The organism is Erwinia sp. MMLR14_017 (assembly GCF_033657285.1).
Lineage (GTDB): Bacteria > Pseudomonadota > Gammaproteobacteria > Enterobacterales > Enterobacteriaceae > Erwinia.
Window position 1 is genome coordinate 560,630 of record NZ_JAWVWP010000001.1, and the last position, 14,404, is coordinate 575,033.

General features: G+C 55.8%; 14 protein-coding genes. 4 read left to right on the top strand and 10 right to left on the bottom strand.

What is annotated here, in order from left to right; genetic code table 11:
• Window positions 1-50 precede the first annotated feature (50 nt).
• A complete protein-coding gene (gene yacL / locus SD961_RS02605; protein WP_306207913.1) occupies window positions 51-413 on the top strand; it encodes a protein YacL in 363 nt (120 codons plus the stop codon).
• 75 nt (window positions 414-488) lie between these two features.
• Here yacL and SD961_RS02610 read toward each other — a convergent pair whose 3' ends face one another.
• From SD961_RS02610 to SD961_RS02640, 7 genes are all read right to left on the bottom strand, one after another.
• Entirely contained in the window at window positions 489-1,835 is a 1,347-nt protein-coding gene (locus tag SD961_RS02610) for an Nramp family divalent metal transporter (protein ID WP_318788840.1), read from the bottom strand.
• 78 nt (window positions 1,836-1,913) lie between these two features.
• Window positions 1,914-2,954, bottom strand: a complete 1,041-nt coding sequence (locus SD961_RS02615; RefSeq protein ID WP_318788842.1) for a cyclase family protein — start codon at window positions 2,952-2,954, stop codon at window positions 1,914-1,916.
• Window positions 2,951-4,282 (bottom strand): MFS transporter, encoded by a 1,332-nt coding sequence (locus SD961_RS02620; RefSeq protein ID WP_412916646.1) that lies wholly within the window; start codon window positions 4,280-4,282, stop codon window positions 2,951-2,953. The genes SD961_RS02615 and SD961_RS02620 overlap by 4 nt, the downstream gene beginning before the upstream one ends.
• Window positions 4,283-4,362: 80 nt before the next feature.
• The gene (locus SD961_RS02625) at window positions 4,363-5,682 is read right to left on the bottom strand and encodes an MFS transporter (protein ID WP_318788844.1); all 1,320 of its coding nucleotides are present in this window, start codon (window positions 5,680-5,682) and stop codon (window positions 4,363-4,365) included.
• 84 nt (window positions 5,683-5,766) lie between these two features.
• Entirely contained in the window at window positions 5,767-6,717 is a 951-nt protein-coding gene (locus tag SD961_RS02630; RefSeq protein ID WP_318788934.1) for a phosphoglycerate dehydrogenase, read from the bottom strand.
• Window positions 6,718-6,766: 49 nt separating this feature from the next.
• Window positions 6,767-7,651 carry a dihydrodipicolinate synthase family protein gene (locus tag SD961_RS02635; protein ID WP_318788845.1) on the bottom strand — a complete coding sequence of 295 codons (885 nt, stop codon included), beginning with the start codon at window positions 7,649-7,651 and terminating at the stop codon, window positions 6,767-6,769.
• Between the two features lie 17 nt (window positions 7,652-7,668).
• The gene (locus tag SD961_RS02640; protein WP_318788846.1) at window positions 7,669-8,817 is read right to left on the bottom strand and encodes an iron-containing alcohol dehydrogenase; all 1,149 of its coding nucleotides are present in this window, start codon (window positions 8,815-8,817) and stop codon (window positions 7,669-7,671) included.
• Window positions 8,818-9,025: 208 nt separating this feature from the next.
• Between SD961_RS02640 and dtnK the strand changes: the two genes are divergently transcribed.
• Genes dtnK through SD961_RS02655 form a run of 3 tightly spaced genes read left to right on the top strand, consistent with a single transcriptional unit; the run spans window position 9,026 to window position 12,080 of the window.
• Window positions 9,026-10,336 (top strand): D-threonate kinase, encoded by a 1,311-nt coding sequence (gene dtnK, locus SD961_RS02645; protein ID WP_318788847.1) that lies wholly within the window; start codon window positions 9,026-9,028, stop codon window positions 10,334-10,336.
• Window positions 10,329-11,309 carry a D-threonate 4-phosphate dehydrogenase gene (locus SD961_RS02650; RefSeq protein WP_318788848.1) on the top strand — a complete coding sequence of 327 codons (981 nt, stop codon included), beginning with the start codon at window positions 10,329-10,331 and terminating at the stop codon, window positions 11,307-11,309. Before dtnK ends, SD961_RS02650 begins: the two co-directional genes overlap by 8 nt.
• A 6-nt stretch (window positions 11,310-11,315) precedes the next feature.
• Window positions 11,316-12,080: a DeoR/GlpR family DNA-binding transcription regulator gene (locus SD961_RS02655; protein ID WP_318788849.1), complete on the top strand. Its 765-nt coding sequence runs from the start codon at window positions 11,316-11,318 to the stop codon at window positions 12,078-12,080.
• A gap of 51 nt (window positions 12,081-12,131) precedes the next feature.
• Here the strand turns inward: SD961_RS02655 and speD are convergent, their stop codons facing one another.
• The 3 genes from speD to SD961_RS02670 form a co-directional block, all read right to left on the bottom strand.
• Window positions 12,132-12,941, bottom strand: a complete 810-nt coding sequence (speD, locus tag SD961_RS02660; protein WP_318788850.1) for an adenosylmethionine decarboxylase — start codon at window positions 12,939-12,941, stop codon at window positions 12,132-12,134.
• A 14-nt stretch (window positions 12,942-12,955) separates the two neighbouring features.
• Window positions 12,956-13,825, bottom strand: a complete 870-nt coding sequence (gene speE, locus SD961_RS02665; protein ID WP_318788851.1) for a polyamine aminopropyltransferase — start codon at window positions 13,823-13,825, stop codon at window positions 12,956-12,958.
• 108 nt (window positions 13,826-13,933) lie between these two features.
• Window positions 13,934-14,281: a YacC family pilotin-like protein gene (locus tag SD961_RS02670; RefSeq protein WP_318788852.1), complete on the bottom strand. Its 348-nt coding sequence runs from the start codon at window positions 14,279-14,281 to the stop codon at window positions 13,934-13,936.
• Window positions 14,282-14,404: the final 123 nt, after the last annotated feature.

Consider the following 14,404-nt stretch of genomic DNA (forward strand, 5'->3'; position numbering starts at 1 on the left):
AATGCACTCTGTCAGTGCAGGAAAAGTCAGGCAGGCAAGAGGACAGCAACATGGAATATGAATTTTTACGCGACCTAACCGGCGGTGTGAAGGTGCGCATGTCGATGGGACATGAAGCCGTCGGCCACTGGTTTAATGAAGAAGTGGAAGGCAACCTGGCTTTGCTGGATGAGGTAGAGGCCGCTGTTAAAGAGGTGAAAGGCAGCGAACGGCAATGGCAGCGCATCGGCCATGAATATACGCTGTGGCTGGATGAGGAAGAGGTCATCGTCCGGGCCAACCTGCTCAGCGTGGAAGGTGACGAGATGGAGGAGGGAATGAACTACTATGACGAAGAGAGCCTCTGCTTTTGCGGCGTGGAGGATTTCCTGGCGGTGATCGCCGCTTACCGGGCGTTTTTGCAGGGGCGTTAAAACAGAGAGCAGATATCCGCTCTCTGATCTGTTATCACGGCTTCAGGCATAAAGCTGGGGCCGAAGGCGTGACGCTTAAAGAATATGCAGCACCTGCCGGAAGAAGTTGCGCACGATTTCGAACGTCGACCAGATACCAATCAGGGAGATAATCCCCAGCAGCCCCTGCTCCCACAGACGGTTTGCCTGGCCCGGCAGCATAAAGGATTTACGGCTGGTCATGAGAAACAGCCCAATGAGTAGCGGTGGCAATACCAGCGAAGTAGCCACGCTGGTGCCCAGGATATTAAGCACCACTAAATCTGGCGCACCGGGCAAGGTAACGATCACCGGCAGAATAATATAGACCGCAATCTGTACCCGCTTGAACCAGGGATTATCATCCGGCGTGGCGTAACGTTCGCTCAGTTTGCCTGCATGGTGCACGCAACTGAAAATCAGAGAGCAGAAGCCCCTCGCCTGAGAAGGGAAGCTGGTAAAGCTGGCAAGGAAGATGCACGTCCAGAGCAGCCAGGGCCCGGCTGGCCCCACCACACTGGACATCATGGCCGACAGATCATTTTCATCCGCGATAGTGTTGCCGGAGCCGTGCATCACCTCCGCCGCCACGCTCCAGAACAGCACGTTGATCACCAGCATCGGCAGCATGCCAAACAGCAGATCCAGCTGCTGAAGCTTACGGTATTTCGGGCCGACCCAACCCTTATCACGCATAAAACCCGGGTAGAGCAGGTTGCTGGTGGAGCCACCGATGGCGCCGATGGTGGAGACGGCGATAAACACCGCAAAAAACGGACCGGCATTTTCCGGCAGGCCGAAGGTCAGCCCTTTCATAAAGCTGCTGAAATCAAAATGGCCGACTTTGTACATCGCAAACAGGAATGAGCCAATCATGATCACCGAAGCGATGCGCGCCAGCGTTTCCAGATGGCGATACTGATTGCGGGTCATCATCATCAGCAGCGTGATGGCAACAATCACCACGCTCCACAAAAAGACGCCCCAGGTTTCTCCGCCCGTCTTATTAAAAAGTTGATAGAGTCCCACCGCGCCCGCACGCAGAAAACTCATCTGCACCACCAGCGCCACGATGGCGATCAGGATACCGAAAAACAGCGGGAATCCCCGCCAGACCCGCTTATAGCCCTGCACGATGTCATTATCACCGAAGCGGTTCATCAGCGTGTATTTGGCGATATAAGAGATCATAAAGCCGCGGGCCAGCAGGGCGATCACCAGCGTCCAGAGCAGGTCATAGCCATAGTTGGCGCCCGCCACGGTGGAGGCGACGAGATCGCCGGTGCCTAAAAAAGTCATGGCCAGCACTAATCCTGGCCCAAAACTGCGCACGTAGCCGCGCACATTGGTGGGCAGGTGGTGATCTGCCGCCGGGATGTTCACTTCCTGTTGCGATGTACTCATGGTGACACCTCACGATGAGGGCGAACGGCATGGCATTGTGCTCTTTTGCCGTTCACGGTAGGGGTTAGGGTAAAAGCGCTACACGGTAGCGACAGGCGTTGCCGGCGATCCCACGGCGCCAGGCAGACGTAAAGGCGGTGCGGTCAGCAGGAAAGCATGCCGATGATTAGCCGCCAGCCATTCAGCCAGCGGGCTCATCAGCCAGAGTTCGCCCAGGTAAACGCCCAGACGAAACAGGCAGAGGTCGTGCAAAGGATGAGAGGGATAGAAATCGTCATTCAGCGGCGTGGCGGGCAGGATTTCTACTGCCGGGTTATCAGCCAGCAGCGCGACGACGCCGCTGTCATATACCCACTGGCGCAACCGGGCATCGCTGCCGTCCAGCCCGGCAAAATGGCCGTTGAGAAAGGCCATATCCGGTTCGCCGTTCATGGCGAGAATGGCTTCATCCATGCCGGTGCGGAAGCAGACCAGATCGCCGGGGCGGATAGTGATGTTGTCCGCCTCAAGGATCTGTTGCAGATGAGCATAACCAAAAGCGAAGCGCTTAATGCCAAAATGGCGCTTGATGTCGATCATCACCGCCCGGCCCTGAATCCCGTGCTGCGCCATGTTCTCTATTCCCAGCGCTTTCGCTCCCAGATGCGAGCCGCCTTTACAACAGCTGCTGCGGTAGTCCGTCTCACCCACGATATCCACTCCGGCTTTATAGCCGTTGTAAAACACCATCTCTGGCTTGCCGTTATCGTTGACGTCAAACCATTGACCCATATGCGCCAGGCTGTCCCACTGTGTGGAATATTGCAGCGCCAGGGTCACGGTATCGTCGCAAATTACATCACTGAGACGCGCGTCATCACGCGAAAGGGGATAGGTCATATTGGCATGCTCACCACGGCGAGTGGCGGCCAGCTGCGGCGGTGGGCGACGAGGATTCATGCCGGTTCCGCCGGGTAAATCCAGCGGCAAACTCAGGCAGAACGTTTGCCCTTCATGAACTTCAGCAACGCCTTCAAGTACCTTTTCGGCAGTCAGTAAATTCAGCCTCCCCAACTGATCGTCGGGTCCAAAATCGCCCCAGGTTGACAGCGGCGGACGTTTTTTCCAGCGGGTTGTCATATTCCACTCCTTACGGATGAGTCGGCGGGACCTGTAGTGTCCAGCGCCATCGGTTTTACTCGGGGGAGCCAGAAGCCATAAATCAGTGCACCTGCAATTCCAACCACGCCGGCGATCTCAAGCGGGAGGGTAAAGGAGTGGGTGTACTGCATGATGATGCCAATCATGATCGGCGAGATGATACCGGCAAGATTCGCCGCCATATTCTGAATACCACCAATAGTCGCCACGTTAGCGCGGTTGGGAGCCACATCCGAGGGTAATGCCCACAGCGCTGCGGAGGCAAAGGTAGCGGCAAAGTTAGCGAAACAGAGCGCGGTGAGCGCCAGGCCTACCGTGGGTGAAAAGGCCGCCAGCCCGATAGTGGCACTGCCCAGCATGCCGCCCACCAGCGGAATTTTACGTGCCGTACTCAACGAGTAGTCGCGACGAACCAGGCTGTCTGACAGCAGGCCGCCGCACCAGCCGCCCACGATAGCAGCAAGTCCGGGCAGCATGCCCAGCAGGCCGAATTTCATCAGCGAGAGATGAAACGTTTCCACCAGATAGGTCGGGAACCAGGTGAAAAAGAAGTACGAAACGAAGTTAATGCAGAAAAAGCCCGCCATCATCGCCTGCACGGTGCGTTGTGCAAGCAGCTGGCGAATGCTCATCGGGGCACCAGTTTCCGGGTCCTGATTAGCTTCGATAAAATTCACTTCCTCTGCGGTTGCCGACGGATGTTCGCGGGGATCCCGATACCACAGATACCATCCCAGCGCCCAGAGTATCGCCACGCCGCCGGAGAGCACAAAAGTCATGCGCCAACCGACCATAGCAATCAGGAAGGAGATAATTGGGATAGCGAGGGTGCCGCCAATTTTGCTGCCGTTATTAAACGTAGCCGCCGCAAAACTCCGCTCCTGACGGGGGAACCAGCGGGTCACTGTGGAGGAGCTGGCGGGATAGCTTGGCGCTTCCACTGCGCCCAGCACCACACGGAACCCCACTAAGGCCGCTATACTGCTGGCCAGCCCGCAGGCTGCCGTCGCCAGCCCCCATCCCAGACTACTCAGCCCAAAGGTAATCCGCGGGCCCAGGCGGTCAACCAACCAGCCTCCGGGTAGCTGAAACAGGACGTAACTCCAGAAAAAAGCGGACAGCAGCAAGCCACTGTCTGTGGGTGAAAAGTGCAAATCCTGGCTCATAAACGGGATGGCAACGCTCATTGCTGCCCGATCGATATAGTTAATAGCGATGCCCACGGAGAGCACCGTCAGGATGACGAAACGAAACTTCCCTGTACTTTTACTTGCCGAAACAGGCGATCCATTGGAATTCAGCGACATCATCGCCTCCAATTCATTTTTATAGTGGGATACAGAAAAAACCGCAGGCAGAACGCCTGCGGCGTCAGGTCAGGTGGCGATCAGGCCCCGCTGGTCACCGCCTGGTGTTTGTGCATCTGCTCAAGGTCCACGATGGGTTCGACTTTGCCCATCAGGAACAGATAGTTAAGGATGCCGATCACCACCAGTGCGGCGGAGAACACCAGCGCCCAGGTGAAGGAGCCAGTAGCGGCAACGATAGCCCCGGTGACGACAGGACCAATAGCGCCGCCCATATTGGAAACGGTATTTTGCAGACCGGCGACAATAGAAACGCTGTTCTGCGGTGCCACGTCGCCCGGCAGCGCCCAGACCTGGGAAGCGGCCACGGTAGTGCCTGACTTGGCAATACAGAGCAGCAGCACGGTCATAAAGACAGAGTCGGTGAAAGGTGCGAAGCCGATGCACAGCGCCATCAGCAGGCCAATGGTCAGGAACAGCTTACGAGTAGCTGTCAGCGACAGGATCTTTTTATGCACGATACGGTCCGATGCCCAGCCAGCAATCACCTCAATCACCATGCCACACAATAATGGCAGCGCGGCGATCATTCCCATCTTAATGAAGTCCATGCCTTTTTCTTTCACCAGATAGGTTGGTAACCAGGTAATAAAGAAGTAGGAGGTGTAGTTGATGGTAAAAAAGCCGATACACATTGCCCAGATATTGCGGTAGCGCAGCAGCTTATACCACTTCATTGGCCGGACGTCCTTGTCGCCATGCTTGCGCAACTGACCGTCGCGGATCAGCCGGACTTCCTGCTCGCTGATGCTCTTATGCTCTTCCGGGTTTTCAGAGTAGATAAAGTACCAGGCGATAACCCAGAACAGGCCGACCGCCCCAATAATCAGGAAGGTCAGACGCCAGTCAAACATGTAGATCATCCAGACGATCAGCGGCATAGCCACGGCACCGCCAAACTTAGAGGCGCTGTCGAACAGGCCGGAGACGGTTGCCCGCTCTTTGTCCGGGAACCAGCGCGCGGTAATCCCGGCATTGCTCGGATAGGCCGCCGCTTCGCCGACGCCCAGCGCCAGACGCAGCGCCAGCAGCGATTTAAAGCCGGTGGCCAGGCCCATCATTGAGGTAGCGATCGACCACCAGGCCACGGCCAGGCCGAGGCCTTTCTTCTGGCCGAAGCGGTCAGCAAACCAGCCTGCCGGAATTTGCAGCAGCGAGTAGGACCAGAAAAACGCCGCCATGATAAAGCCCATCATCTCCGGATCCAGACTGAGTTCATCAATCAGATGAGGCGCAGCGGCGGAGAGCACGGTACGGTCGATATAGTTAATGGCGATCGCCAGCCACATCAGGCCTGCGATCCACCAGCGAACACGGGTGTTACCTGCTTGAGTCTTCATAGTTATAGCCCGGTACAGAGGTTATTATTGGCTGAATCGTGGTTCAGCTTTCTTGCCGGGAGCGGGAACGACGCTCCGGGATCGTTAAAGCGCATTCATCACGTTCGGCGGACGCTGCTGCTGCTTAATGCATTGAATAATCTGCTGCACGCAGCGCTCGCCAATGGCGCTGATCGCCCCGTCGGTATAGCCCGCGATATGGGAGGTAGGGATAAAGTTTGGCAGCGAGAACAGCGGATGTTCTGTCAGAGGTTCATGGTCGAACACATCGGCTGCGGCACCGGCAATAACATTGTCGAGCAGCGCCTGACAGAGATCGGTTTCGCTGACTACGCCGCCGCGCGAAACGTTAATCAGAAATGCCGTTTTCTTCATGCGCCGGAGCCGGGCGGCATTAAACAGGTTGCGGGTTTCATCGGTCAGCGGCGTATGCAGCGTGATGAAGTCGCTCTGTCCGGTCAGCTCATCCAGGGTGACGAACTCGATATTGTGTTCAGCGGCAAACTTTTCATCCGGGTAAAAATCAAAGGCGATAACCCGCATAGCGAAGCCGCTGGCGCGCAGTGCAACCTGTTTGCCAATGTTACCGAGGCCGATGATCCCCAACGTTTTGCCATAAACATCGGTGGCAAAGATACGCGGCCAGTTGCCTGCGCGGGTCTCTGTCGCTGCCGTGGTAACCTGGCGGGCGGCATTGAGGATCAGGGCAAAGGCAAAGTCAGCTACCGCATGTTTATTGGCATCCGGCACGTTGGTAACAAAAATCTCTCTGGCCTGGGTAGCGTTCAGGTCGATATTGTCGACGCCCACGCCATGCTTGCAGACGATCTTTAACTGCGGCGCCAGCGCCAGCAGCGCCTCGTTAATCTCGGTAAACGCCACTATCATCGCCACGGTCTCTGGCAGATGCGGCGCCAGTGCGCTGAGCGGGGCATCGGCAGGCAAGGCGATCAGTTCAAATCCCTGCGCCTGCAGATCCCTGATCGGCTGGTCGTCATATTTAGCGAATGAGGGTGAAGTACAAATCACTTTCATCATGGTTTCCCTGGTGTCGGGCAGCCAGCACTCGCGCGCTGGCGCAAAATTATTGGGTATACTGATTAACGATCTGGCGAATGCGCTGCTCTTCTTCAGCGCTGAAGCGCACGGCATAGCGGCTTTCGCCCACATCATGGCCCATTAATGCCACGGCTTTTTTCACCGCAGCAGGGGAGAAGGCGACGCTGTAGAGATCGGTACGCAGGCCGGTTACGTTCTCCTGCGCTTTACGTGACCCCTCAATATCCCCGGCGCTGAAGTGCGCCCAGATAGCATTGATCTCTTTCGGGGCGACGTTAGCCAGCCCGGAGATGCAGGCTGAACAACCCTCGACAAAGCCCTGATGAATCAGCGAATCGGGGCCGTTAAGCACATCAAAATTCTCCATGCCTTCTGCCGCCTTCAGAAAGCCGCTCAGGCTTTCATAGCTGCCCGCGCTGTCTTTGATGCCGATGATGTTCGGGTGCGCGGCCAGTTTGCGAACTGTTTCTGGCTGCAACGTATTGCCGGTACGAGCCGGAATGTTGTAGAGGAAGAGCGGCACCTCCAGTGCATCTGCCACCGCTTCGTAATGGGCGATCAGCTCTTGTTGTTTAAGCGGGACAAAATAAGGCGTAATGACCGAAACGGCATCGACGCCCAGCGCCGCAACCTGTCTGCCAAGGCGAATTGTTTCCCGGGTGGAAATCTCGCCAACGTGCGCCACAACAGAAGCCTTTCCCGCTACCTCTGCCACGCAGGTTCTGGTTACGGCCAGCTTTTCCTGCTCATTCAGCACGAAAAACTCGCCGTTGGTGCCGCCGCAGAAAATGCCGTTGCCTGCCGCCAGCTGACGCTGAATTTGCTGGCGCATTGCCGGTTCGTTGTAGTCGCCTTCTGCGGTGAACGGAGTGACGATAGCGGTCAGCACGCCAGTAATTTTTTTACTCATGGTGTCCTCGTAATCAGTTAGTGGGTCAGGGTCGGGAACAGCGTCAGGTAGACGTTGCGGACGTCGCTGGCAGTGACCGGAGCCGGAACATTTTTCATCAGGCGCTGCACCTCCAGGGCTGCTTCCACCAGGTAGGGCAGATGATCGGCGTTGATCCCCAGTTCATCCAGGCTGGCAGGAAGCTGCAGGCGTTTCACCAGCGCAGAGAAATAGTCCACCAGCGCTACGGATTTCTCCTCTTCACTCAGCGAAAGATTTGCCCCTGGGATCAGATCGTATGCCTGAGCGAATTTGGCTACGGCGGCCGGACGGACAAACTGCATGCAGGGAGCCAGCAGGATGGCGTTTGCCACGCCGTGCGGAATATGGTATTTGCCGCCCAGCGGATAGGACATGGCATGCACCAGGTGTGTTCCGGCATGGGCAATCGCTGCGCCGCCATAATAAGAGGCCCAGAGCATATCCAGACGTGCCGCCAGGTTGTGAGGTTCGGCCACTGCCGTCTCAAGGCTGGTAAACAGCTTTTTCAGGCCAATCAGCGCATAGTTGTCGCTGACCGGATTAGAGACCGTTGCGGTAAAGCATTCGATTAAATGGCACAGCGCATCAATGCCGGTGGATGAAGCGATGTGGGCAGGCATACTGGTGGTCAGCTCAGGTGCCAGCACCACGTAATCAGGCAGCATAACCGGAGAGATAATACCGACCTTGGTCTCTTTTTCCGGAATGGCGAGGATCGCGTTTGGCGTGGCTTCTGAACCGGTACCTGCCGTAGTCGGGATCAGTAAAGAAGCGGTGCGGCTCTGCGGTTTTTCACCCGCCAGCAGCGCTTCCAGCGTTGGAGGCTGCTCCACGCACAGCACGGACAATAGCTTAGCCACGTCCAGGACGCTGCCGCCGCCGACGCCGATCACCATATCAACGCCCCGGGTGTTAAGGGTGGAGAGAAGAGCGGCGACATCGTGCTGACTCGGTTCTGGCGGTACGGAGTCGATCAGTTTTACCGTTGCCACTTTGGCACAGATCTGTTTGATCAACGCCTGTACAACCGGGATCCCGGCAATGTTTTTGTCCGTCACTAACAGGACGTGTTGTTTGTGCTCAAGCAGATAGCCAATATCATTGAGCGTCTGATAGCCACTGATTACCGTGCTGTTGATATTCATTCCTCTTACCTTATCTCTGCCCACGCCACGGAAGTGCTGGGTGATTGTAATTCGTCATTTACTCGCCTTAGTCTCACGAGCAGTGCCTAATTTTATAGGACAAATTGATTTTGATTAATTTGATCTTGCTCACATATAATCAATCATGATTGAATATAATCATTACCAGAGAAGGCGACTCACGCCCAGCCACGATTCAGGAGAGGAAATGTTGCAGCAGCAGTGGAGCACGCCAGTGCTGGTAGTCGCTGATGACTTTACCGGTGCCAACGATGCCGGCAGCGGGTTTGCCAGAGCGGGCGCAAGAGTTAACGTCCTGTTTGACGTTGCTACGCAGGCTGAGCAACAGCAGGCGGACGTCTGGGCGATCAGCACCGACAGTCGGGCTGTCAGCGCGGAGAAGGCCGCTGAACGAACCTGTTCCGCAGTCGATCGCTGGCATGATATCGCCCGGCTGGGTTGGATATTCAAAAAAATAGACTCCACGCTTCGCGGTAATCCGGGCGCGGAAATTGAAGCAGCGCTGCTTGCCAGCGGCGCGCCTGCCGCACTGGTGGTGCCTGCGGTACCGAAGCTGGGGCGCACCACGGTAGCAGGGCAGTGCTTAATTAACGGCGTGCTGCTGACCGAAACGGAATACGCCAGCGATCCTAAAACCCCGGTCCTCCATGCCAACATCAGCAAGCGGCTGGCGGAGCAGAGCGGGCTCGTCAGCGGGCTGATTTCACTGCATCAGGTTCGCCAGCCGGATCTCTGCCACGCGCTGACCAGCGCCATAGCGCGTGGCGAACGGTTTATCGTGATCGACGCCGAAAGCGAAGAGGATTTGCAGCGCATCATGGCGGCGGCGGCAGCACTTCCTCAGCGCCCATTACTGGCGGGGGCTGCGGGGCTGAGCGATGCTCTGAGTCTTTTTCTGTCAGGTGGAAGTCATGCGCGCTCCACCGTTGCACCCACGATTAGGCGCGCGCCCGTTCTGGCTGTTATCGGGTCGATGAGTGAGATCTCCCAGCGGCAGATAGCCAGGCTTGGTTCATATCATCCCTTTACCGTGGTGGATGTTGATATCCGGCAACTTTTTACCGGCTGGCCGGATGCCGGACGCTGGCGTCAGAGCGCGTTGAGCGCCCTGCAACGGGGGCAGCACTGCGTGATCCGTACCTGTCAGCAGCCCGGCCAGCGGCAGGACATTACCGCACTCTGTGAGCGTTATAACCTGAGCCGCCGGCAGTTGGGCGAACGGATTTGCGCTTTTCTGGCTGATTCGACGCGCGAGCTGTTGCAGGCGTTTTCCCCCTCGGCCCTCTATCTCTCAGGCGGTGACGTAGCTATCGCCGTCGCTAAAGGTTTGGGCGCAGAGGGCTTTCAGATTAAAGGGCAGGTGGCTGGCTGCGTGCCGTATGGCCATCTGCTGAAGGTAAGAGAGGATCTGCTGGTGCTTACTAAGGCTGGCGGCTTTGGTGATGACACCACTCTGGTGGACGTTTTTCGTTTTATTGAGGAGAAGGCGAGTGAGTAAAATTATTGCGGTTACCCTGGGCGACCCGGCAGGTATTGGCCCGGAGATCATCATCAAATCACTGGCTGAAGGCGAGCTTTCCGGGGCGCCAGCTGTGGTGGTAGGTTGCGCCAGTACGCTGCGTCGCATCATGGCGATGGGCATTACCCCTCAGGCGGAGCTACGCGTGCTGGATAAGGTCAGCGAGGCGCATTTTGCGCCAGGCATTATCAACATTATCGACGAGCCGCTGGCCGATCCTGAGGCGCTGAAGCCAGGCGTTGTGCAGAAGGAGGCGGGTGATTTAGCCTACCGCTGCGTAAAACGCGCAACGGAGCTGGCCATGGCGGGGGAAGTTCAGGCGATCGCTACCGCGCCGCTGAATAAAGAGGCGCTGCACTCTGCCGGGCATATCTATCCGGGACACACAGAGTTGCTGGCGAAACTGACCAACAGCAAAGACTATGCGATGGTGCTCTACACCGACCGTCTCAAGGTCATTCACGTTACCACCCATATTGCGCTGCGTAAGTTCCTGGACACGCTGGGCCGTGAGCGCATTGAAACGGTCATCGGCATGGCAGATACCTTCCTGAGGCGCGTCGGATTTGAAAATCCCCGTATTGCCGTCGCCGGGGTCAACCCGCATGCTGGCGAAAATGGCTTGTTTGGCGATGAGGAGATCAAAATTGTTGCCCCTTCGGTTGAAGCGATGAAAGCCAAAGGACTGAACGTGGCTGGACCCTGCCCGCCGGACACGGTTTTCCTGCAGTGTTACGAAGGACAGTATGACATTGTGGTAGCGATGTACCACGATCAGGGGCATATCCCGCTGAAGCTTCTGGGCTTCTATGACGGGGTAAATATCACCGCCGGACTGCCGTTTATCAGGACATCGGCAGACCATGGAACGGCCTTTGATATTGCCTGGACAGGAAAAGCGAAGTCTGAGAGCATGGCGATTTCCATCCAGCTAGCCATGCAGCTCGCATAAGGACCTATGAAGGGACAAAGTCGCCTCGATCAGATTATGGACTATCTGAAAAGCCATAATCTGGTAACCGTCGATCAGCTGGTGGCAGCCATTTCTGCCTCACCAGCCACCATCCGGCGGGATTTAATCAAGCTTGATCGGGAAGGCGTTATCAGCCGCTCGCATGGCGGTGTCACGCTGAACCGTTTTATTCCTGCGCAGCCCACCACGCTTGAGAAAATGCAGCGCAATCTGGCTGAAAAGCAGGCCATTGCGCTGGCTGCCGCCAGTCTGGTGAAGTCCGGCGACTCTGTGGTTCTGGATGCAGGAACGACCATGCTGGAGCTGGCCCGCCAGCTGACCCATTTACAACTGCGGGTCATCACTTCTGATTTGCATATTGCGCTGTTCCTGTCGGAATTTAAGCAAATTGAGGTGACGATTATTGGCGGACGCATTGATGATTCCAGCCAGTCCTGCGTGGGCGATCATGGCCGCCGGCTGCTGAAAAATATCTATCCGGACGTGGCCTTTGTCAGCTGTAACTCCTGGAGCCTGGAGAAGGGCATAACCACGCCAACGGAGGAGAAGGCGGTGCTGAAAGAGGATCTGCTGGGGAATGCCCGCCGTCGCGTGCTGCTGGCAGACAGCAGCAAATATGGCTCCTGGTCACTCTTTTGCGTTACGCCGCTGCAAAATCTCACCGATATCATTACCGATTCGCATCTTAGCGAAGAGGGGCTTACGGCGCTACGTGGGCAGGCCTTCAGCCTGACGCTAACCCACTCCTGAAGCAAAAAAAACGGGCGGCCTCAGGCCACCCGCTTCTCAGAATTATCACCCTTACTGCGTTTTTAATCCTACAGCCGGAATGTTACGACCGTAATAAATCTCGCGCATCTCTTTCCACAGCAAATCGGTAATACGCTTGTGCTCCTGCGGGCTAAGCTCTTCCGGTCGGGTATTGAACAGGTAGTGTTTCAAATCGAACTCTTTCAGCAACATCTTGGTATGGAAGATATTTTCCTGATAGACGTTGACGTCCAGCATGTCATACATCGCTTTCATATCTTCAGACATGAAGTTCTGGATGGAATTGATCTGGTGATCGATGTAGTGCTTCACGCCGTTAACGTCACGCGTAAAACCACGCACGCGATAGTCGATGGTGACAATGTCAGATTCAAGCTGGTGTATTAAATAGTTCAACGCCTTGAGGGGAGAGATAACGCCACAGGTCGAGACTTCGATATCGGCGCGGAAGGTGCAGAGTCCGCCTTCCGGGTGGCTTTCCGGATAGGTATGCACGCAGATATGGCTCTTATCCAGATGCGCAACCACCGAGTTTGGCAGCGGGCCAGGATGTTCCGAGTTATCGATATCTTTCGGATCAACAGGCTCTTCGCTGACCAGGATGGTGACGCTGGCACCCTGCGGCTCGTAGTCCTGGCGTGCGATATTCAGGACGTTTGCCCCGATAATCGAACAGGTCTCGCTCAGGATCTCCGTCAGGCGGTTAGCATTATATTGCTCATCAATATAGGCAATGTATCCGTCACGCTCTGCGTCTGTGTTGGCGTAGCAGATATCGTAGATACAAAAACTCAGGCTTTTTGTCAGGTTGTTGAAGCCATGTAGTTTAAGCTTTTGCAATTTCGTTCACCCCCTTAAACGCCCGGCTGGTCAGCCAGCGCATTCAACAAATATTGCGGCAGGGCAAAGCTGCCGGTGTGGATCGCCGGATTATAATAGCGACAGGTCAGATTTGCCGCGTCGAAACGCGACTGCAGCGTAGCCGTATCAAGCTGGCGCAGCGCCGGGTTGTTGCTGGCCCAGGCGAAGGTCATGATGCCGCCATAATAGGTCGGGATCGCGGCCTGATAAAAGCTGACGTCGCTGAAATAGCGGCTCAGCTTACGGTGGCTGTTAACGGCTTCATCCTGCTGCAGGAAACTGACGCCATTCTGCGCCACGAAGATGCCATTTTCATTAAGGCAGCGGCGGCAGCCCTGATAAAATTCAGAGGTAAACAGGCTCTCGCCCGGACCAATCGGGTCAGTACAGTCAGAGATAATCACATCAAACTTTTCACGGCAACTGCTGACAAAGTTGACGCCATCCTCAATCACCAGCCTGAAGCGGGGATCGTCATAAGCGCCTGCACTATGGTTCGGCAGATACTGCTGGCAGAAGGTCACCACGCCCGCGTCGATTTCCACCATGGTGATCTGCTCTATCCCCTTATGGCGGCTCACTTCACGCAGCATGGCACCATCGCCGCCGCCAATGATCAGCACGCGCCTGGCGTTACCGTGCGCAAACAGCGGCACGTGCGTCATCATTTCGTGATAGATAAACTCATCGCGCTCGGTGGTCTGGACCACGCCGTCCAGCGCCATAACGCGGCCTAAAGCGGCATTTTCAAAGATAATCAGATCCTGGTGGCCGGTTTGCTCACGGTACAGAACCTTATCAACAGAAAAATATTGTCCAAATCCGGTATGAAGGGTTTCATACCACATCTCTTTATCGGCCAAGGTGGAATTCTCCTTATCACTGCCACAAAAAATGGGCGCAATATAGTAGCTAACTCTGACCGTGGTTGCACGGTCAAATTATCAACAGTTGGGGATGAAAAGGGGGGATTACTTCACGTAGGCGAGCAGGCTGAGTGAATCACGTGCCAGAGATTTACATTTAGTGTCGTTAGGCACGGCAATACCGCTGAGATCACGATAACTCTCTTCACCCAGCGCTTTCATATTAAAGCTGCTGTAGTTCGCTAAATCCCAACGATTCTGCTGAGCAAAAAAGACCAGCGCCCGGCGGATCTGGCCATCCGGCAGCTCCTGATAACCACAGTCATTTTTCAGGTAGACAAAGACCGCCGTCAAATCCGCCAAATCTTCAGCTTCTGACTCACTAAGTGCGAAACTTGTCGACGAGAAGCCAAAGAGACTCAGTAACAACAGAGCCTTGATGCTCTTCTTCATAATTGATCTCAATCGATTGTAATAAGAGTGACGTTAGCACAGTTATTCGCAGGGTTCAGACAATTTTGCGGCAGAAAACGCCGGATAAGGTCATTTTATCTGCTGCCGGACGGCAATGCTTGA